This is a genomic window from Streptomyces sp. NPDC031479, assembly GCF_055581065.1.
The window spans coordinates 29,858-50,134 of sequence record NZ_JBVIKC010000019.1 but is presented as its reverse complement, the minus strand read 5'-3'; the positions used below and the strand labels follow the sequence as shown (position 1 = coordinate 50,134).

The 20,277-nt window shown below is 75.2% G+C and carries 6 protein-coding genes; 4 read left to right on the top strand and 2 right to left on the bottom strand.

Annotated elements, in window-relative coordinates:
• Positions 1 to 60: 60 nt before the first annotated feature.
• The gene (locus ACZ5D2_RS22030) at positions 61 to 14,913 is read right to left on the bottom strand and encodes an SDR family NAD(P)-dependent oxidoreductase (RefSeq protein WP_468931283.1); all 14,853 of its coding nucleotides are present in this window, start codon (positions 14,911 to 14,913) and stop codon (positions 61 to 63) included.
• A 325-nt stretch (positions 14,914 to 15,238) separates the two neighbouring features.
• Here ACZ5D2_RS22030 and ACZ5D2_RS22025 point away from each other — a divergent pair, with 325 nt between their 5' ends.
• From ACZ5D2_RS22025 to ACZ5D2_RS22015, 3 genes are all read left to right on the top strand, one after another.
• The gene (locus ACZ5D2_RS22025; RefSeq protein WP_468931280.1) at positions 15,239 to 16,273 is read left to right on the top strand and encodes a 3-oxoacyl-ACP synthase III family protein; all 1,035 of its coding nucleotides are present in this window, start codon (positions 15,239 to 15,241) and stop codon (positions 16,271 to 16,273) included.
• The gene (locus ACZ5D2_RS22020; protein WP_468931277.1) at positions 16,270 to 18,048 is read left to right on the top strand and encodes a 3-hydroxyacyl-CoA dehydrogenase family protein; all 1,779 of its coding nucleotides are present in this window, start codon (positions 16,270 to 16,272) and stop codon (positions 18,046 to 18,048) included. The genes ACZ5D2_RS22025 and ACZ5D2_RS22020 overlap by 4 nt, the downstream gene beginning before the upstream one ends.
• A gap of 125 nt (positions 18,049 to 18,173) precedes the next feature.
• The gene (locus ACZ5D2_RS22015; protein WP_371681545.1) at positions 18,174 to 18,803 is read left to right on the top strand and encodes a DedA family protein; all 630 of its coding nucleotides are present in this window, start codon (positions 18,174 to 18,176) and stop codon (positions 18,801 to 18,803) included.
• On the opposite strand, the gene ACZ5D2_RS22010 is transcribed toward ACZ5D2_RS22015, so the two are convergent.
• Positions 18,739 to 19,230 carry a GbsR/MarR family transcriptional regulator gene (locus ACZ5D2_RS22010; RefSeq protein ID WP_331733169.1) on the bottom strand — a complete coding sequence of 164 codons (492 nt, stop codon included), beginning with the start codon at positions 19,228 to 19,230 and terminating at the stop codon, positions 18,739 to 18,741. The two genes, ACZ5D2_RS22015 and ACZ5D2_RS22010, sit on opposite strands and share 65 nt — an antisense overlap.
• A gap of 80 nt (positions 19,231 to 19,310) precedes the next feature.
• Here ACZ5D2_RS22010 and ACZ5D2_RS22005 point away from each other — a divergent pair, with 80 nt between their 5' ends.
• The gene (locus tag ACZ5D2_RS22005) at positions 19,311 to 20,258 is read left to right on the top strand and encodes an ABC transporter ATP-binding protein (RefSeq protein WP_468931273.1); all 948 of its coding nucleotides are present in this window, start codon (positions 19,311 to 19,313) and stop codon (positions 20,256 to 20,258) included.
• The last annotated feature ends 19 nt before the right edge of the window (positions 20,259 to 20,277 follow it).

The window sequence follows — 20,277 nt, the reverse complement described above, 5'->3', positions numbered from 1 at the left end:
CCAGCTTGTCCTCGTTCGCCATCGCGGCGTGTCCTTCCCTGTTCTCGCGGTCGCCGGGGATCAGGAGACCCCGAGCTCGTTCTGGATGAAGTCGAGTACCTCGTCGGCCGAGGCCGACGAGAGCCGGTCCGCCACGTCCTCCCCGCCGGCGGGGGCCGTCGGCGCGGAGGCGGCGGTCGCCGCCTTCCAGCGCTGCAGGAGTTCCTCGATGCGGCCCGTCACCTCGTCGTGTCCGGGTGCGTCCGGGTCGGCGGCGAGCACGGCCACTTCGAAGCGGCCGAGTTCGGCGAGGAGGTCGGCGCCGGGGGCGGCGGCCTCCGCGGGCACCAGCTCGTTCAGCAGGTGCTTGGCGAGCGTGCTGGCCGTCGGGTAGTCGAAGATCAGCGTGGGGGGCAGCCGCAGTCCGGTCGCCGCTCCCAGCCGGTTGCGGAACTCGACGGCGGTCAGCGAGTCGAAGCCGAGTTCCTTGAAGGTGCGGTCCGCGCCGACGGCGCCGGGCGCCCCGTGTCCGAGGACGGTGGCGACGTTGGTCCGCACCAGCTCCAGCAGGAGGTGCTCCCGCTCGGACTCCGGCTGGGCGGCGAGCCGCCGGGCCAGGGGCTCGGCCCCGTCCGCTGCGGCGGCCGGTCCCGCGACCCGGCGTGCCGGGGCCCGTACGAGGCCCTTGAGCACGTCGGGCAGGGAGCCGTCGCGGGCCTGGCCGCGCAGGCCGGCCAGGTCCAGCCGGACGGGGGCGAGGAGCGCCTCGTCCTGGACGAGGGAGTCGTCGAGGAGGGCCAGCCCCTGCTCGTTGGTCATGGGCAGGAATCCGGACCGGCCGAGGCGGGCCAGGTCGGTGGTGTCGAGTCCGGCGGTCATGCCGCTGGATTCGGCCCAGTGGCCCCAGGCGAGGGAGACGCCCGGCCGTCCGTGGGCCCGCCGGTGCTGGGCGAGGGCGTCCAGGAAGGAGTTGCCCGCCGCGTAGTTGGCCTGGCCCGCGTTCCCCAGGACACCGGCCGCCGACGAGTAGAGGACGAAGGCGGTCAGGTCCAGGTCGCGGGTGAGCTCGTGCAGGTTGACGGCGGCGTCGACCTTGGGCCGCAGGACGGCTGCCAGCCGCTGCGGGGTCAGCGCGTCCAGCACCCCGTCGTCGACGACCCCGGCGGTGTGGACGACCGCGCGCAGCGGCCGGCCGGCGGGGATGGCGGCGAGGAGTGCGGCGAGCGCGTCGCGGTCGGCGGCGTCGCACGCCACGACCTCGGCCGAACCGCCCAGCTCCGCTATCTCCGCCACCAGTTCGGCCGCCCCGGCGGCATCCGGACCGCGCCGGCCGGCCAGCAGCAGGTGGCGTACGCCGTGCTCGGTGACCAGGTGCTTGGCGACGAGGGCGCCCAAAGTGCCCGTACCGCCCGTGATCAGGACCGTCCCGGCCGGGTCCCAGCCCTGCGGGACCGTCAGGACGATCTTGCCCGTGTGCTTGGCCTGGCTCATGAACCGGAACGCCTCCGAGGCCTTCCGGATGTCCCACGTGCGCACCGGCAGCGGCCGCAGCACGCCCGCCTCGAAGAGCCGGGCGAGTGCGGTGAGCATCTCGCCGATGCGCTCGGGACCGGCCTCCATCAGGTCGAAGGCCTGGTAGCGGACGCCCGGGTGGGCGCGGGCCACGTCCTGCGGATCGCGGATGTCGGTCTTGCCCATCTCGATGAACCGGCCGCCGCGCGGCAGCAGCCGCAGCGACGCGTCGACCAGTTCCCCGGCCAGGCAGTCCAGGACCACGTCCATGCCGCGGCCGCCGGTGGCGTGCGTGAACCGCTGCTCGAAGGAGGTCGAGCGGGAGGAACCGTAGTGGGCGCCCTCCAGCCTGACCTGCCGGCGCAGCACGTCCCACTTGCCCTCGCTGGCCGTGCCGAACACCTCGGCACCGAGGTGGCGGGCGAGCTGGACGGCGGCCATGCCGACGCCGCCGGCCGCCGAGTGCACGAGGATCCGTTCCCCGGCCTTCAGCCCGGCCAGGTCGACGAGCCCGTAGTAGGCGGTCAGGAACACCGCGGGCACGGAGGCGGCCTGCTCGAAGGACCAGCCCGCGGGCATCCGCGCCACGGTGCGCGCGTCGGCGACGGCGACCTCGCCGAAGGCGTGCGGGACCATGCCCATCACCCGGTCGCCGGGGGCGAGGTGGGTGACGCCGGGGCCGGTCTCGATGACGACGCCGGAGGCCTCGCTGCCCAGGACGATCTTGTCCGGGTACATGCCGAGCGCCATCAGGACGTCACGGAAGTTCAGGCCTGCGGCACGGACGGCGATCCGCACCTGCCCGGCGGCGAGCGGCTCGGCCGCCTCCGGGAACGGCACCAGGGCCAGGCTCTCCAGGGTGCCGCCGCCGGTGGTGTCGAGCCTCCAGTGCGGGACGTCGCGCGGCGGGGCGAGCAGGGCCGCCGCGTCGGCCCGGGCCAGGCGCGGGACGAGGAACTCGCCATCGCGGACGGCGATCTGGCTCTCGCCGGTGGCGACGGCCGGGATCACCGGGGCCTCCTCGACGGAGGTGTCGGTGTCGATCAGCACGAGCCGGCCGGGGTTCTCCGCCTGTGCGGAGCGCACCAGGCCCCACAGCCCGGCGTGGGTCAGGTCGGTGACGTCCTCGCCGGGGCGGGCCGCGACCGCGCCGCGCGTCGCCACCACCAGGCGGGACGCGCCGAACGCGGGCTCGGCGAACCAGTGCTGGAGCGTGCGCAGCAGGCTCGCGGTGGCCTCCCGTACCCCGTCCGCCCGTACGGCGGTACGCGTCCGGGGGACCGGCAGCAGCACCGCGTCGGGGGCGGGGGCGCCGCCCGCCACGGCGGCGGCCAGCGCGTCGAGGTCCCGGTGGGCCGGCATGCCCTCGTCGTCCGGGTCGGCGGGCGCGCCGAGCACCGCCCAGTTCAGCTGCGGCGCGTCTGCGGCGGTGGCCGTGGTCCAGTCGACCCGGTACAGGGCGTCCTGGTCGGCCGTCCGCGCCCGGTGCAGCTGGTCGTGGGAGACGGGCAGCAGGGTGAGGGAGTCGATGGTCGCGACCGGCAGTCCGGCCGGGTCCACGACGGTGACCGCCACGGCGTCGGCGCCGGCGGGCACCAGCCGGACCCGTACGGCGGAGGCGCCCTCGGCGTGCACGGTGACCCCGCTCCAGGCGAAGGGCAGCCGCAGGCCGGTGTCGGCGCCGGACGCGACGTCGAGCAGCATGCCGTGCAGGGAGGCGTCGAGCAGGGCCGGGTGCAGGCCGAAGCCGGCGGCCTCCTCCTGCCGGGCCGGGTCGAGGACGACCTCGGCGTAGACCTCCTCGCCCGTCCGCCAGGCGGCCTTCAGGCCCTGGAACGCGGGCCCGTAGGCGTATCCGGCCTCGGCGAGGCCCTCGTAGAACCCGCCCAGGTCCACCGGACGGGCCCCGGCGGGCGGCCAGACGGCGAACTCCGCACCGCTGGGCGCGGGCGCGGCGGCGGTGAGGGTGCCGGTGGCGTGCCGGGTCCACGGCAGGGCCGCCTCGGCGCCCTCGGGCCGCGAGTGGATCACGACGCTGCGGGAGCCGGACTCCTCGTCCGGGGAGCCCACGGCGACCTGGAGGCGGGCCGCGCCGCGCTCGGGGAGCGCGAGCGGGGCTTCCAGGGTCAGTTCCTCCAGGGTGCCGCAGCCCACCTCGTCGCCCGCGCGCAGGGCGAGTTCGACGAAGGCGGTGCCGGGCAGCAGGACCGTGCCGGCCACGGCGTGATCGGCGGCCCAGGGCAGGGTGTCGGCGGACAGCCGGCCCGTGAGGACCAGCCCGTCCCCGTCGGCCAGCTCGACCGAGGCCCCGAGCAGCGGGTGGGCGGCGGAGGTGAGGCCGAGTCCGGCCGCCTCGCCGTTGGAGGTGTGGGAGGGGGCGAGCCAGAACCGCTGGTGTTCGAAGGCGTACGTGGGGAGGTCCACCCGGCGGGCCGGGCGGCCGGCGAGGAGGGGGCTCCAGTCGACGGGAAGGCCGCGGGTCCAGGCCTCGGCGAGGGCGCCGAGGAAGGCCTCGGGCTCGGGACGGTCCTTGCGCAGCACCGGGGTCAGCAGCCCGGAGAAGGCCTCCGGCAGCGACTCCCCCGCCATGGCGGAGAGAACGCCCTGCGGACCCAGCTCCAGGAAGTGACCGACACCCTGTTCCTCGGCGAGGTGGCGCACCCCGTCGGCGAACCGGACCGCACCACGGACATGCTCGACCCAATAGGCGGCCGAGAACTCGGTGATCTGCCCGCCGGTGACGTTCGAGACGACCGGGATGGCGGGGGCCGAGTGGGTGAGGGTTTCCGCGACCTCGCGGAAGGCCTCCAGCATCGGCTCCATCAGCGGGGAGTGGAAGGCGTGCGAGACGGTCAGCCGCTTGGTCTTGCGACCGCGCTCCCGGAGTGTGGCGGCCACCGCGAGGACGGCCTCCTCCGCGCCTGAGATCACCACGGACTCGGGCCCGTTGACCGCCGCGATGTCCACATCGGCGGTCAGCAGTTCGCGGACCTCGTCCTCGGTGGCGCGGATCGAGACCATCGCGCCGCCTTCGGGCAGGGCGCCCATCAGCGCACCGCGCGCCGTCACCAGGCGGGCCGCGTCCGCGAGGGACAGCACCCCGGCGACATGTGCGGCGGCGATCTCACCGATCGAGTGCCCGGCGACGAAGTCCGGACGCAGACCGAACGACTCCGCCAGCCGGTACAGCGCCACCTCGACGGCGAACAACGCCGGCTGGGTGTTCTCCGTGTGGTGGATCTCCTCCCCGCCCCCGAACACCAGGTCCCTCAGCGGCAGGTCGAAGTGTGCGCACACCTCGTCGAACGCGGCCGCGAACACCGGCTGGGCCCCGTACAGCTCACGCCCCATCCCCGGACGCTGCGCACCCTGCCCCGAGAACAGGAAGGCGAGCCGCTCGCCGGTTCCCGTGACGCCCTGCGTCAGGCCGGGCGCGCCCGCGCCCTCGGCGAGGGCGCGCAGGCCCGCCGCGTAGCCGTCCCTGTCACCGGCGAGGACGACCGCTCGGTGCTCCAGCGGCGAGCGGGTGGTCAGCAGCGCCGCCGCGACGTCCGCGGCGGGCAGGGAGGCGTCCAGGTCCAGCAGCCGTGCGGCCTGGCCGCGCAGCGCTCCGGCGCTGCGGGCCGAGACCACCCAGGGCAGCGGCCCGGCGGGCTCCTCACCGGTGGGGGGAGCGGGCGCGGGCTCCTGCGGCCCCTGCTCGATGATCACGTGGGCGTTGGTGCCGCTGATGCCAAACGAGGAGACGGCGGCCCGGCGCGGGCGGCCGGTCTCCGGCCACTCGACGGGCTCGGTGAGGAGTTCCACCGCGCCCGCGGACCACAGCACCTCGGGCGTGGGCTCGTCGACGTGGAGGGACTTCGGGAGGACGCCCTCGCGCATGGCCATGACCATCTTGATGACGCCCGCGACACCGGCGGCGGCCTGCGCGTGCCCGATGTTCGACTTCAGCGAGCCGAGCCACAGCGGCCGGTCCTCGGGCCGGTCCTGGCCGTATGCGGCGAGCAGGGCCTGGGCCTCGATCGGGTCGCCCAGGGTGGTGCCGGTGCCGTGGGCCTCGACGGCGTCCACGTCCTGCGGGGCGAGCCGGGCGTTGGCGAGGGCCTGGCGGATGACGCGCTGCTGGGCGGGGCCGTTGGGGGCGGTCAGCCCGTTGGAGGCGCCGTCCTGGTTGGTGGCCGTACCGCGGACGACGGCGAGGACCCGGTGTCCGTTGCGGCGGGCGTCGGAGAGCTTCTCCAGGAGGAGCACGCCCACGCCCTCCGCCCAGCCGGTCCCGTCGGCGTCGGCGGAGAAGGACTTGCAGCGGCCGTCGGCGGCCATGCCGCGCTGGCGGCTGAACTCGACGAACACGCTGGGGGTGGCCATGACGGCGACACCGCCGGCCAGGGCCATCGTGCACTCGCCCTGGCGCAGCGACTGCGCGGCCAGGTGCAGGGCGACCAGCGAGGAGGAGCAGGCCGTGTCGACGGTGATCGCCGGGCCCTCCAGCCCGAAGGCGTAGGCGACGCGGCCGGAGACCACGCTGCCCTGGGTGCCGGTGAGCCCGTAGCCCTCGACCTTCTGCGGGTTCTCCTCGACGCGGAAGGCGTAGTCGTGGTGCATGGATCCGGCGAAGACGCCGGTCCGGCTGCCGCGCACGCTGTCGAGGTCGAGGCCGGCCCGCTCGAAGACCTCCCAGGAGGCTTCGAGGAGGAGCCGCTGCTGCGGGTCCATGGCGAGGGCCTCGCGCGGGGAGATCCCGAAGAGGACGGGGTCGAAGTCCCCGGCCCCGTAGAGGAATCCGCCTTCGCGGGCGTAGGTGGTGCCGAGCCGTTCCGGGTCGGAGTCGAAGAGGGTGGCGAGGTCCCAGCCGCGGTCGGTGGGGAACCCGGCGACGGCGTCGCGGCCCTCGGCGACGAGCCGCCACAGGTCCTCGGGCGAGCCGACCCCGCCGGGGTAGCGGCAGGCCATGCCGACGATCGCGATCGGCTCGTCGGAAGCGGCGGCGGTGACGGCGACGGGCTCGTCGGTGCCGGCGGCCGGGGTGCCGTCCTGGGCGCCGAGGAGTTCGGCGAGGAGGAAGCGGGCGGCCGCGTTGACCGTGGGGTGGTCGAAGACGATGGTGGCCGGCAGCCGCAGGCCCGTGGCGGCGCCGAGCTGGTTGCGCAGTTCGACGGCGGTCAGGGAGTCGAAGCCGAGCTCCTTGAAGGCCTTGTCGGGGCGGATCGCCGACGGGTCGGCGTGGCCGAGCACGGCGGCGACCCGGCCGCGTACGAGGTCGAGGAGTTCGCGTTCCCGCTCGGCTCCGCCGAGGGCGGCGAGGCGGCGGACCAGCGAGGAGACCTCGGCCTCCGGGGCGGCCGCGTCGACGGCGCGCCGGGCCGGGGTGCGCACCAGGGAGCGCAGCAGCGGGGGCAGCAGCCCGGCGGAGGCGCGGGTGCGCAGGGTGGCCGCGTCCAGGCGTACGGGGACCAGCAGGGGTTCGCCGGGGGCGCGCAGCGCCGAGTCGAGCAGGGCGATGCCGTGGTCGGAGGCCAGCGGGAGGATGCCGGCGCGGGTCATCCAGCCGAGGTCGCCGTCCTTGAGGTGGGCGAGCATGCCGCTGGACTGCTCCCACAGGCCCCAGGCGAGGGAGGTGGCGGGCAGGCCCTGGGCGTGCCGGCGGTGGGCGAGGGCGTCCATGAAGGCGTTGGCGGCGGCGTAGTTGGCCTGGCCGGGGTTGCCGTAGACGCCCGCGATGGAGGAGAAGAACACCAGGGCGGTGAGGTCGAGGTCGCGGGTCAGCTCGTGGAGGTTCCACGCCGCGTCCACCTTGGGGCGCATCACCGCGTCGAGGCGCTCGTCGGTCAGCGAGGCGACCAGACCGTCGTCCAGGACACCGGCCGCGTGCACCACACCGGTCAGCGGACGGTCGGCCGGAATGCCCGCCAGCACCGAAGCCAGCGCCTCCCGGTCCGCCGCGTCACACGCCACGACCTCCGCCCTGGCCCCCAACCCGCTGATCTCCGCCACCAGTTCCGCGGCACCCGGGGCGTCCGGACCACGACGGCCCGTCAGCAGCAGGTGCCGCACCCCGTGCTCGGTGACCAGGTGCCGGGCCACCAGCGCACCCAGCGCCCCCGTACCCCCGGTGACCAGCACCGTCCCCTCCGGGCTCCAGAGGGGTCGGCGGCCCGCGGGCTCGGTGGCCCGGACCAGCCGGGGCGCGAGCAGGGAGCCGTCGCGGACGGCGAGCTGGGGTTCGCCGGTGGCGAGTGCGGCGGCGAGGGCGGTGTCGGTACCGCCGCCCTCCCACGGGTCGAGGTCGACGAGGACGAAGCGGTCCTGGTTCTCGGTCTGGGCGGAGCGCAGCAGGCCCCACAGCGGGGCGTGCGCGAGGTCGGTGACGTCCTCTCCGGCGCGTACGGGGACGGCGCCCCGGGTGACGATCACCAGGCGGGCGGCGGCCAGCCGGTCCTCGGCGAGCCAGTCCCGGACGAGGGCGAGGACCTCGGAGGTCGCCGCGCGGGCGGCTTCGGCGGTCCGGGCCCCGTCCGCGTCGGCGTCCGTGCCGGTGCCGGGTGTGCGGGAGTAGACGACCGTGGAGGGGACGGCGAGCCCCTGGTCGAGGGCGGCGGTGAGGTCGGCGAGGCGGGGGTGGGCTGCGCCGCCCAGCTCGGTCCAGTCGGGGAGCGCGGCGGCGTCGGCCGCGGGGAGCGCCGACCACTCCACGCGGTGGAGTCCGTCGCGGTGTGCGCCGCGCAGGGCTCCCGCGGCGACGGGCCGCAGGACGAGGGACTCGACGGCGGCCACGGGGCGGCCCTCGGCGTCGGCCACGTCCAGCGCCACCGTGTCGGTGCCGAGGGAGGTCATGCGCAGGCGCAGTGCGGTGGCGCCGGTGGCGTGGAGGGACACGCCGCTCCACACGAAGGGCAGCCGGACGCCGGAGTCCTCGCCTCGGGCGGCGCGGACGAGCTGTTCGGCGTGGAGGGCGGCGTCGAGGAGGGCGGGGTGCAGGCCGAAACCGGCCGCCTCCTCGCGCTGGGCGGAGTCCAGGGCCACCTCCGCGTACACCGTCGCACCGACGCGCCAGGCGGCCTTGAGGCCCTGGAACGCGGGCCCGTACGCGTAACCGGCCTGCGCCGTCCGCTCGTAGAACCCCTCGATGTCGACGGGCTCGGCACCGGCCGGTGGCCAGGCGGTGAGGTCCGCGTCGGCGGCGGGGGCGGGGGCGGGGGCCAGGAAGCCGTTGGCGTGGCGGGTCCAGGCGGCGTCCGTGTCGGCATCGTCGGGCCGCGCGTAGACGGCGACGGAGCGGCGGCCGGATCCGTCGGGGGCTCCGACGACGGCCTGGAGCTGGACGGCCGCGCGCGGGGCGAGCACGAGCGGGGCTTCGAGGGTGAGCTCTTCGAGGTGGGCGCAGCCGGCCTCGTCACCGGCCCGGACGGCGAGCTCGACGAAGGCGGTGCCCGGCAGCAGGACGGTGTCCAGCGCGCCGTGGTCGGCGAGCCAGGGGTGGCCCTGGAGGGAGATCCGGCCGGTCAGCAGGAACCGGTCGCCGTCGGCGACCCGGACGCAGGCGCCCAGCAGCGGGTGCCCGGCCTCTGCCAGACCCGCGGCGGACACGTCGGCGGCGCCGGCCGCCGGGGCGTCGAGCCAGTGGCGTGCGCGCTGGAAGGGGTAGGTGGGCAGTTCGGTGGCCGCGGTGGCTCCGGAGTCGGTGAGGACGGAGTTCCAGTCGACGTCGACGCCGTGGGTCCAGGCGGTGGCGAGGGAGGTGGTGAAGCGGGCCAGGCCGCCCTCACCGCGCCGCAGCGTGCCCGTCGCCAGGATCTCCGCGCCCGCCGCCTCCGCCGTCTCCACCAGCCCGTAGGTCAGCACCGGGTGCGCACTCGACTCCACGAACGCCCGGAACCCGTCCGCCAGCAGGGAACGCACCACCGGCTCGAAGGACACCGGCCGGCGGCAGTTCTCGTACCAGTAGGCGGCGGTGAGTCCGGAGCCGTCCAGGACCTCGCCCGTGACGGTGGAGTACAGCGGGACGGATCCGGTCCGGGGCTCTACGAAGCCCAGCAGGTCCAGGATCCGGTCCTTGAGGCGGTCGACCTGGGCGCAGTGGGAGGCCACCGTGGAGGGGATGATCTTCGCCCGGACCCCTTCGGCCTCCAGGGCGGCGACGAGCTCCTCCAGCGGAGCCACCTCACCGGCCACCGTGACCGTGCCCGGACCGTTGATCCCCGCGATCGACAGCGCGTCCCCGTACGGGGCGAGCCGCTCGCGCACCGCGTCCGCGCCCAGCGACACCGAGGCGACCGCGCCCCGGCCCACCAGCTCGTCCGCGAACAGCTGCGAACGCAGCACCACGACCTTCGCGCCGTCCTCCAACGACAGCGCACCCGAGACGACGGCGGCGGCGATCTCACCCTGCGAGTGACCCACCACCGCGTCGGCCCGGACTCCGGCGGCCCGCCACAACTCGGCGAGGGACACCATCACCGCGAACAGCACCGGCTGGAGCACCTCGATACGGGTCAGGTCACCCTCCCCGCGCAGCACCCCCTCCACCGACCAGTCCACATGCGCCTGGACGGCCGCCGCGACCTCGGCGAACCGGGCCGCGAACACCGGCGAGGAATCCAGGAGTTCGACACCCATACCCGCCCACTGCGACCCCTGCCCGGGGAAGACGAACACCGTCTTGCCGCCCGCGTCCGCCACACCGGACACCAGGGGGGCCTCCAGGCCCGCCAGCAGTTCCTCGCGGGAGGAGCCCAGGACGGCCGCGCGGTGGGGGAAGACGGAGCGGTGCCCGGCGAGGGCCGCCGCCAGGGCGGTGTCGGGAGTGTCGGGGTGTGCGGCGGCGTGGGCGCGCAGCCGCCGGGCCTGCTCGCGCAGGGCGTCCTCGGTCTTGGCCGACAGCAGCCACGCCACCGGTCCGGCGGCGGCGGGGGCCTCCGTGTCCGGCTCGGGCGTCGCCGGGGCCTCTTCGAGGATGAGGTGGGCGTTGGTACCGCTGATGCCGAAGGAGGAGACGCCCGCGCGGCGCGGGTGGCCCGTCTCCCCGGCGTCGGGCCACGGGCGGGCGTCGGTGAGCAGTTCGACGGAGCCGGCGGACCAGTCGATGTGCGGGGACCGCTCCTCGGCGTGCAGGGTCTTGGGCAGGATGCCGTGGCGCAGGGCCAGGATCATCTTGATGACGCCCGCGACACCGGCGGCCTGCTGGGTGTGGCCGGTGTTGGACTTCAGGGAGCCGAGCCACAGCGGCCGGTCCGCGTCGCGGCCCTGGCCGTAGGTGGCGAGCAGGGCGTGCGCCTCGATGGGGTCGCCGAGCCGGGTGCCGGTGCCGTGGGCCTCGACGGCGTCGACGGTGTCGGCGGTGACGCCCGCGTTGGCGAGGGCCTGGCGGATGACGCGCTGCTGGGAGGGGCCGTTGGGGGCGGTGAGGCCGTTGCTGGCGCCGTCCTGGTTGGTGGCGGAGCCGCGGATGACGGCGAGGACCTGGTGGCCGTTGCGGCGGGCGTCGGAGAGCTTCTCCAGCAGCAGGACGCCGGCGCCCTCGGCCCAGCCGGTGCCGTCGGCGTCGGCGGAGAAGGACTTGCAGCGGCCGTCGGCGGACAGGGCGCGCTGGCGGGTGAGTTCGACGAAGAGGCCGGGGGTCGGCATGACGGTGACGCCGCCCGCGACGGCGAGGGTGCACTCGCCCTGGCGCAGGGACTGCGCGGCCAGGTGCAGGGCGACCAGCGAGGAGGAGCAGGCGGTGTCGACGGTGACGGCCGGTCCTTCGAGGCCGAGGGTGTAGGCGATGCGGCCGGAGGCGACGCTGGGCGTGCTGCCGGTCATCAGGTAGCCCTCGGTGGACTCGGTGCCCTCGTGCAGGCGCGGCCCGTAGTCCTGGAAGGTGGCGCCGATGAACACGCCGGTGTCCGTGCCCTTGAGGGCGAGGGGGTCGAGGCCGGCCCGCTCCAGGGCCTCCCAGGAGGTCTCCAGCAGCAGGCGCTGCTGCGGGTCCATGGCGGCGGCCTCGCGCGGGGAGATGCCGAAGAAGGCGGGGTCGAAGAGGGTGGCGCCGTCGAGGAAGCCGCCCGCGCGCACGTAGTGCGTGCCCGGCCGGCCTTCGGGGTCGTACAGGCCTTCCAGGTCCCAGCCGCGGTCGGTGGGGAAGGGGCCGGTGACGTCGCGGCCGTGGGCGAGGACCTCCCACAGGGCCTCGGGGGAGTCGGTGCCGCCGGGGAAGCGGCAGGCCATGGCGACGACGGCGATCGGCTCGTCGGCCGGTCCGCCGGTGTGGCGGGCGGTCGCGGCCGGGCCGGCCGGGTCGCCGAGGGCGCGGTCGGCGAGGTTGCGGGCGAGGGCGACGGGGGTGGGGTAGTCGAAGAGCAGGCTGCTGGGCAGGGCGAGGCCGGTGGTGCGGGTGAGGCCGTCGCGCAGTTCGACGGCGGTCCAGGAGTCGAAGCCGAGCTCGTGGAAGGTCTCGCGCAGGTCGATGTCGCCGGGTTCGTCGTGGCGCAGGACGGCCGCGATGTCCGCGCGGAGCAGGTCGAGCACGGCCTGCTCGCGGTCGGCGGCGGGCAGTGCGGTGAGGCGGGTGCGCAGGGCGCCGGCGCGGGAGCCGGTCTCCGCGTCCTCGTCCTCGTCCTCGTGGTCGGTGACGGCGCGCTCCGGGGCCGGGGCGATCGCCGGGTCGGTGGCGGCCTCCGCGGCCGGGGCCGCCTCGATCCAGTGCCGGCGGCGCTGGAAGGCGTAGGTCGGCAGGTCCAGGCGGGGCGCCGGGCCTGAGGTGCCGAGGAGCTCCTGCCAGTCGAGCCCGTCGGCGGCGCCCAGGGTGTGCAGCCGGGCGAGGGCGGCGTTGAGCGACTGCGGCTCGGGCTGCTTGCCGGTACGGGCGACGGGCACGAAGGCGGCGTCCTCGCCGGCGCAGTCGCGTCCGGCGGAGGACAGGGCGCCGTCGGGGCCGAGTTCGACGTACGTGGTGACGCCGGCGGCGTCGAGGGCGCGGATGCCGTCGGCGAAGCGGACGGCCTCGCGGACGTGGCGCACCCAGTACTCGGCGGTGCCGATCTCCCCGTCGGTGACGATCCGTCCGGTCAGGTTGGAGACGACGGGAACGCGGGCCGGGGCGTAGGTGACCGAGGCGGCGACGGCGGCGAAGGCGTCGAGCATGCCGTCCATGTGCGGGGAGTGGAAGGCGTGGCTGACCCGCAGCCGCTTGGTCTTGCGGCCCAGCGCGGCGAAGTGCGCGGCGAGGGCGTCGACGGCGTCCTCGTCCCCGGAGACCACGACGGAGCGGGGGCCGTTGACGGCCGCCACGCACACCCGGTCGGTGCGCCCGGCGAGCAGGGGCGTCACCTCGGACTCGTCGGCCTGGAGGGCGGCCATCGCGCCGTCCTCGGGGAGGGCGTCCATGAGGCGTCCGCGGGCGGCGACGAGCGCGGCCGCGTCGGGCAGCGAGAGGATCCCGGCGACGTGCGCGGCGGCGAGTTCGCCGATGGAGTGGCCGACGACGAAGTCGGGGCGGACGCCGAGGTGGCCGAGGAGGCGGTGGAGGGCGACCTCGAAGGCGAACAGGGCGGGCTGGGTCCAGGCGGTGCGGTCGAGGAGGGCGGCTCCGTCGGTGCCCGGGGCGGCGAAGGCGACCTCGCGCAGCGGGTGGGGCAGGTGGGCGTCGAGGGCGGCGCACACCTCGTCGAAGGCGGCGGCGAACACGGGGTGCGCGGCGTGCAGTTCGCGTCCCATGCCGGGGCGCTGGCTGCCCTGTCCGGAAAAGAGGAACGCGGTGCGGCCTGATGCGGCCCGGCCGCGGACCAGGTGGGCGGAGCCGGTTCCGGTGGCGAGCGCGTCGAGTCCGGCGGTGAGGCCCGCGAGGTCCTCGGCGAGGACGACGGCCCGGTCCTCGTGGGCGGTGCGGGTGGCGGCGAGGGCGTGGGCGAGGTCCGCGGCCGTGCCGGTGTGGCCGGCGGCGTACGCGCCGAGCCGGGCGGCCTGGGCGCGCAGGGCCGGCTCGCCGCGGCCGGAGAGCGGGAAGAGCAGGGTGCGGCCGGGCTCGGTGTCCGCGGCGGGCTCGGTGTCCGCGGCCGGGGCGGGGGAGGCGGCCGGGGCGGGGGAGGCGGCGGGGGCGGGGGAGGTCGCCGGGGCCTCGCCGAGGACGACGTGGCAGTTGGCGCCGCCGAGGCCGAAGGAGCTGACGCCCGCGACGAGGGGGCGGGTGGGGTGCGGCCAGGGTCCGGCCTCGGTCTGCACCCGCAGTCGCAGCGCGTCGAGGTCGATGGCGGGGTGGGGGGTGCGGTGGTGGAGGCTGGCGGGCAGTTCTCGGTGGCCGACGGCGAGGGCCGCCTTGATGAGGCCGGCGATGCCCGCGGCGGCTTCGAGGTGGCCGATGTTGGTCTTGGCGGAGCCGACGGGGAGCGGGTCGGCCGCGTCGCGGGCGGTGCCCAGCGCGGTGCCGAGCGCGGCGGCCTCGACCGGGTCGCCGACCGGGGTGCCGGTGCCGTGCAGTTCGACGTACTGGACCTCGGCGGGGTCGGTGCCCGCGGCCTCCAGGGCCCGGCGGATGACCTCGGCCTGGGCGGTGGGGCTGGGCACGGTGAGCCCGTCGGTGGCCCCGTCGTGGTTGACGGCGCTGCCGAGGAGCACGCAGTGGACGCGGTCGCCGTCGGCGAGGGCCCGGTCGAGGGGCTTGAGCAGGACGAGGCCGCCGCCCTCGCCGCGTACGAACCCGTTGGCACGCTCGTCGAAGGTGTGGCAGCGGCCGTCGGGCGACAGGGCCCCGAATCCGGCGGTGATCTCGGAACTCGCGGGCGTGACGCGGAGGTTGACACCGCCGGCGATGGCCAGGTCGGCCTCCCCGCTGAGCAGGGCCTGGCAGGCCAGGTGCACGGCGACGAGGGAGGATGACTGGGCGGTGTCGACGGTCAGGCTGGGCCCGTGCAGGCCGAGCGTGTACGAGACCCGGTTGGCGATCACGCCCCGGTTGAGCCCGGTGAAGGTGTGCGCTCCGGCTCCGGCGCCGCCGGAGCGGCGCACGAGATCGGCGTAGTCGTCCCAGATCGCGCCGACGAACACGCCGGTGCCGCTGTTCTTGAGGGTGCCCGGCAGGATGCCGGCGTCCTCCAGGGCCTCCCAGGCGAGTTCGAGGACGAGGCGCTGCTGCGGGTCCATGGCCGCGGCCTCGCGCGGGGAGATCCCGAAGAACCGGGCGTCGAAGGTGTCGACGCGGTCGAGGTAGCCGCCCCGGGCGGCGGCCGGACCGGCCCCTGCCGCGACGACGTCGCGGCGCGCTTCGGGCGCGTCGGTGACGGCGTCCGTGCCGCCCTGCAGCAGCCGCCAGTACGCGGCGGGTCCGTCGGCCTGCGGGAACCGGCAGGAGATGCCGATGACCGCGATCGGCCCGGTGGTACGGCCCGGTGTACCGGACTCCTCCGGAGCCGCCGTCGTCTGCCGTACCGAATTCACCGGGTCAGCCACGATCTCCCCCTTCGCCTGTTTGCCTGATGTGTCTTCAGGGCTCCGCCGGGCGCGCGGGCGGACCGAGGACCGGGGGAATTCCATGCAGACCGTCGAGACGCTGACCTCCAGCTCTAAAGGTCGGCTAAAAACATCTCCCGGTCATCGGTGTGCCGGGCCACTAGGGGCGGCTAGGGGGCGGAGCAAGGGTTACCGCCCGCAACGGGCTCCGAGAACCATTGCTGAATGTCCCATTCGAGCACCCCGCGGTGAATGCGTTTCCCGTACTTCCCGCAGTTCTCGCACTTCCCGCACTCTCTGCCACCTCCACGGTGAGGAGCCGGTCATGACAGCAGCAATAGGAATTCTGGGAACCGGGTCTTATCTGCCTGCCGACACGGTCTCCAATCGGCTCGTCGCGCAGCGGGCGGGGGTCACCGAGGACTGGATCTGGCGGAAGACGGGCATCCGGGAGCGCCGGTACGCGGCCGAGTCCGAGGCCACCTCCGACCTGGCGGTCGAGGCGGCGCGGGCCGCGCTGGACGCGGCCGGGATCTCGGCGGCCGACCTGTCGTGCATCGTGATGGCGACGTCCACGCCGGATTCCCCGCAGCCGGCCACGGCCTGTCTGGTCCAGCACCGGATCGGCGCGGTGAACGCGGCCGCATTCGACCTGAACTCGGTGTGCAGCGGGTTCGTGTTCGGTCTGGTGACGGCGGCCCGGCTGCTGCCGGAGCAGGACGGCTCGGTCCGCGGTCACGCCCTGGTCATCGGCGCCGACGTGTACTCGCGGATCATCGACCGCGAGGACCGGCGCACGGCCGTCCTGTTCGGTGACGGCGCGGGCGCCGTGGTGCTGGGCCCGGTGCGGTCCGGCTACGGGGTCCTCGGCTCGCACCTGGCGAGCCGGGGCGACCAGGCCGAGCTGATCCACGTCGAGGCCGGCGGCAGCCGGCTGCCCGCCTCGGAGAAGACGGTCGCCGGGGGACTGCACCACTTCAGGATGAACGGGCGCGGGGTGCGCGACTTCGTGGCCGCCGAACTGCCGCGCGCGGTCGGCGAGGTGCTGGACCGGCACGGTCTGGAGCCGTCCGAGGTCGACCACTTCGTCCCGCACCAGGCCAACGGCGTGATGCTGGGCGAGACCGTGCCCCGGCTGGGCCTGCCCCGCGCCCGTACGCACCTCACCGTGGCCGAGCACGGAAACACCAGCGCCGCCTCCATTCCCCTCGCCCTCGACGAGGCGCACCGGTCCGGGGCGTTCCGGGACCGGGACGTCCTGCTGCTCGCCGGTTTCGGCGGCGGCATGTCCCTGGGCACGGTTCTCGTCCGCTGGGACGAGGAGGCGGCTCCCGCCCCCCGAAAGGACTCAGCAGCATGACGGCAGCATCCGCGGCACCCCTTCCCGGTCCCCTGCCCTTCTCCGCGGTCGCGGTGATCGGCCTCGGTACGGTCGGCTCCGCGCTGGCCCGTTCGCTCGCCTCGGCGGGAGCCCGTGTGGTGGCCGTGGAGGCGGACGGCGACGCCGTGGCCGGCGGCCGGGAGCGCACCGAGCCGGGGCTGGAGGATCCGGCGGCCCGGGCCCGGATCACGTACACGGCCGACCTGGCGGCCATCACGGGCAGTGAACTGGTCGTGGAGGCGGTGCCGGAGGACTTCGCGCTGAAGACGGAGGTGCTGCGGCGGGCCGACGGACTGTGCGGTCCGCGGGCGGTGTTCGCGACGACGACCTCGCTGTCGGTGACCCGGGTGGCGGCGGCGTGCGGGCGGCTGCCGCGCACGGTCGGACTGCACCCGGTGGGCCACGCGCCGGACGGCGGTGTGGTGGAGGTGGTGACCACGCCGCTGACCGATCCGTCGGTGGGGCGGTCCGCCGGCGAGCTGGTGGCCGCGCTGGGCCGGACGGCCGTGGCCTCCAGCGACCAGCCGGGCTTCACGGGCGGCGGGCTGCTGATGGCGTACCTGAACGGCGCCATCGCGATGTACGAGCGCCGTTACGCGTCGCGCGACGACATCGACGCGGCGATGATGCTGGGCTGCGGGCTGCCGCTGGGGCCGCTGGCCCACCTGGACCTGATCGGTCTGGACACGGCGCGCGACACCCTGCGCGGGCTGTACGAGCAGACGGGGCAGGCGCAGTTCCTGCCGCCGCCGCTGCTGGACCACATGGTGACGGCGGGGCTGCTGGGCGCGAAGGCGGGCCGCGGGTTCCACACCTGGCCCGAGGGGCCGTCGGGTCCGCGGGCCGCCGTGGCCGCGACGGGCGCCTCGGGTGGCGCGGGCGGCGCGGGCGGCGGGCGGCCGTCGCGGCCGGTGCGCAGGGTCGGGGTGATCGGTTCCGGGACGATGGCGTCGGGCATCGCCGAGGTGTTCGCCCGGTCCGGGTACGACACCCGGCTGGTGGCCCGTACGGACGTGCGCGCGAAGGCGGCGCTGGACAAGGTGGCGGGCTCCGTGGAGCGCGGGGTCAAGCGGGGCCGGATCAGCGCCGAGGACGGCCGGGCCGCGCTGGAGCGGCTGGTTCCGGCGGATTCGCTGGAGGCGGTGGCCGACTGCGACCTGGTGGTGGAGGCGGTCGCCGAGGAACTCCCGGTCAAGCGGGAGATCTTCCGGGGGCTGGACGCGGTGTGCCGTCCGGGCGCGGTGCTGACGACGACGACGTCGAGCCTGCCGGTGGTGGAGTGCGCGGCGGTGACCTCGCGCCCCGAGGACGTGCTCGGCATGCACTTCTTCAACCCGGCTCCGGTGATGCGGCTGGTGGAGGTGGTCGGCACGGTGCTGACGGCCGAGGACGCGCTGGGCACGGTCCACGAGGTGTGCGGGCGGCTGGGCAAGCACCCGGTCGGCATCGGCGACCGGGCCGGGTTCATCGTCAACGCCCTGCTGTTCCCGTACCTGAACAGCGCGGTGCGGCTGCTGGAGGAGCGCCGGGCCGCCGCCGGGGAGATCGACACGGTGATGACGGCGGGCTGCGGCTATCCGATGGGCCCGCTGACGCTGCTGGACACGATCGGCCTGGACGTGTCGCTGCAGATCCAGAACAGTCTGCACGCCTCGTTCCGGGAGCCGTCGCTGGTGCCGGCCCGGCACCTGGAGCACCTGGTCGACGCGGGTTTCCTGGGCCGCAAGAGCGGCCGGGGCTTCCACACGTACTAGGGGGTGGGCGGGCGGGGCGACGGCGCCCCGCCCGCGGCACCATTGCCCGCACGCTCCTCGCGGCATCATCCCTTGGCCATTTATGTAAGTTCACAAATTTCTGAATGTTCGGTAGAGTCATACACATGCAGCCCGACATGAACGCCGGCACCCTTCCGCTCTCCTGGTGGATCCTGGCCCTCGCACTGGCCGCGGTGTTCGGCGATTCGCTCCTGCCGGTGCTGCCCAGCGGCACCCTCGTGGTGGCCGCGGCCGCCTGGACCGCGCAGCACCACATCCCCCCGGTGCTGCCGGTCCTGGCGGTTGCCGCCGCGTCCTTCCTCGGCGACCTCGCCCTGGTCCTGCTGGCCCGGCGCGGATCCTCCTGGCTGCACACCCGCCTCGACCGGCACCCCGCGTGGCGGCAGGCGACGACCCGGCTCCAGGGCGGCCTGGCCCGGCACGCCGGCCGGGTCGCCCTGGCCGCGCGCTTCGTCCCCGCCGGGCGGACCGTGCTGGACATCGCCCTCGGCACCTCGCCCGCCCTGCGGCCGCGCCAGATGGGCTGGTCGGCGCTGGCCGGACTGCTGTGGGCGGCCTACCTGGTGACCCTCGGCCACCTCGGCAACCGGTGGTTCGACACGGCCTGGCTGGGCCTGGCCGTGTCGGTCGGCGCGACGGTGGCCGTCAGCACCCTCGCCACCCGGATGATCACTCGCCCCGGTGCGCCCGCCAGCGGTCCATCAGCGAGTCCAGTTCCAGCTTCACGAAGCTGAAGAAGTCGGCCGTCTCCTCGGCCCGCAGACCCGCCGGCGTACCGGGGCCCAGCGCCTCGACCCCCTGCTTGAGGGTGGCCGCCCAGCGGTTGAGCATCTGGTCCCGGCTGGTGACCGCCTCGTACCAGAGGTCCGCGTGGACGCGGTAGATCTCCCGGCGTTCGCCCGGCGCCCGCTCCCGGCTGACCATGTGCACCTGGGCGAGGTAGCGGACGGCCCCCGACACCGCCGCGGGGCTGACCCTCAGCCGCTCCGAGAGTTCCGCGGCACTGAGCGCGCCCGCATCCTCGGCGAGCAGGCACGCGAAGACCCGGGAGGGCATCCGGGGGACTCCGGCGGCCACCAGGTCGGCGGCGAACCGCTCGACGAAGGCCGACACCTCCTCGTTGTAGCCCCGCTGCTCGCTGGCGCCGGCACTCGCGTCCACACCGTCTCCCCGTGATCGACCGTCAGGCGATACCTTCCACTAGCTTCACGATATTCTGAAACTAAGGTATCTTCCGAAATATGATGATGGCAATCGAGATTGCCGGACTGCACAAGTCGTTCGGCCGCACCCACGCGCTGAAGGGCCTCGACCTGAGCGTCGAGAAGGGCGAGGTGCACGGCTTCCTGGGCCCCAACGGCGCGGGGAAGTCCACCACCCTGCGCATCCTCCTCGGCCTGATCCGCGCCGACCGCGGCCGCGTGCGGCTGCTGGACGGCGACCCCTGGCGCGACGCGGTCGCGCTGCACCGCCGGATCGCCTACGTACCCGGCGACGTGAACCTGTGGCGCAACCTCTCCGGCGGCGAGGCCCTCGGCTTCCTCTCCGGGCTGCGCGGCGCCACCGACCCCCGGGCCGCCAAGGAGCTGACGGACCGCTTCGAGCTCGACCCGGGCAAGAAGGGCCGCGCGTACTCCAAGGGCAACCGGCAGAAGGTCGCCCTGGTCGCCGCCTTCGCCTCCGACGCCGAACTGCTCGTCTTCGACGAGCCCACCTCCGGCCTGGACCCGCTGGCGGAGGAGGTCTTCCAGAGCTGCGTCGGCGAGGCCGCCGACGAGGGCCGCACGGTCCTGCTGTCCAGCCACATCCTCACCGAGGTCGAGGCGCTGTGCGACCGCGTCAGCATCGTCCGCGACGGGCGCACGGTGGAGACGGGCTCGCTCAGCCGGATGCGGCACCTGTCCCGCACCTCCGTGACCGCCGAACTCGCCGCCCCCGCCGAGGGCCTGGAGGAGCTGCCCGGGGTCCACGGCCTGGAGGTCCGGGGGACGAAGGTCACCGCCCAGGTCGACGCCGAGCACCTCGGCACGCTCCTGCGGGTGCTCTCCGAGTCGGGGGTGCGCAGCCTCGTCAGCCGGCCCCCGACGCTCGAAGAGCTGTTCCTGCGGCACTACCGCCCCACGGCCGAGCCCGAGCCGGCCGGGCACGGCGAGCCGGCCGGGTCCGCCGGGGCCCCGGGGGCGCGCTGAGGGCCGCGCGGGCCGCACC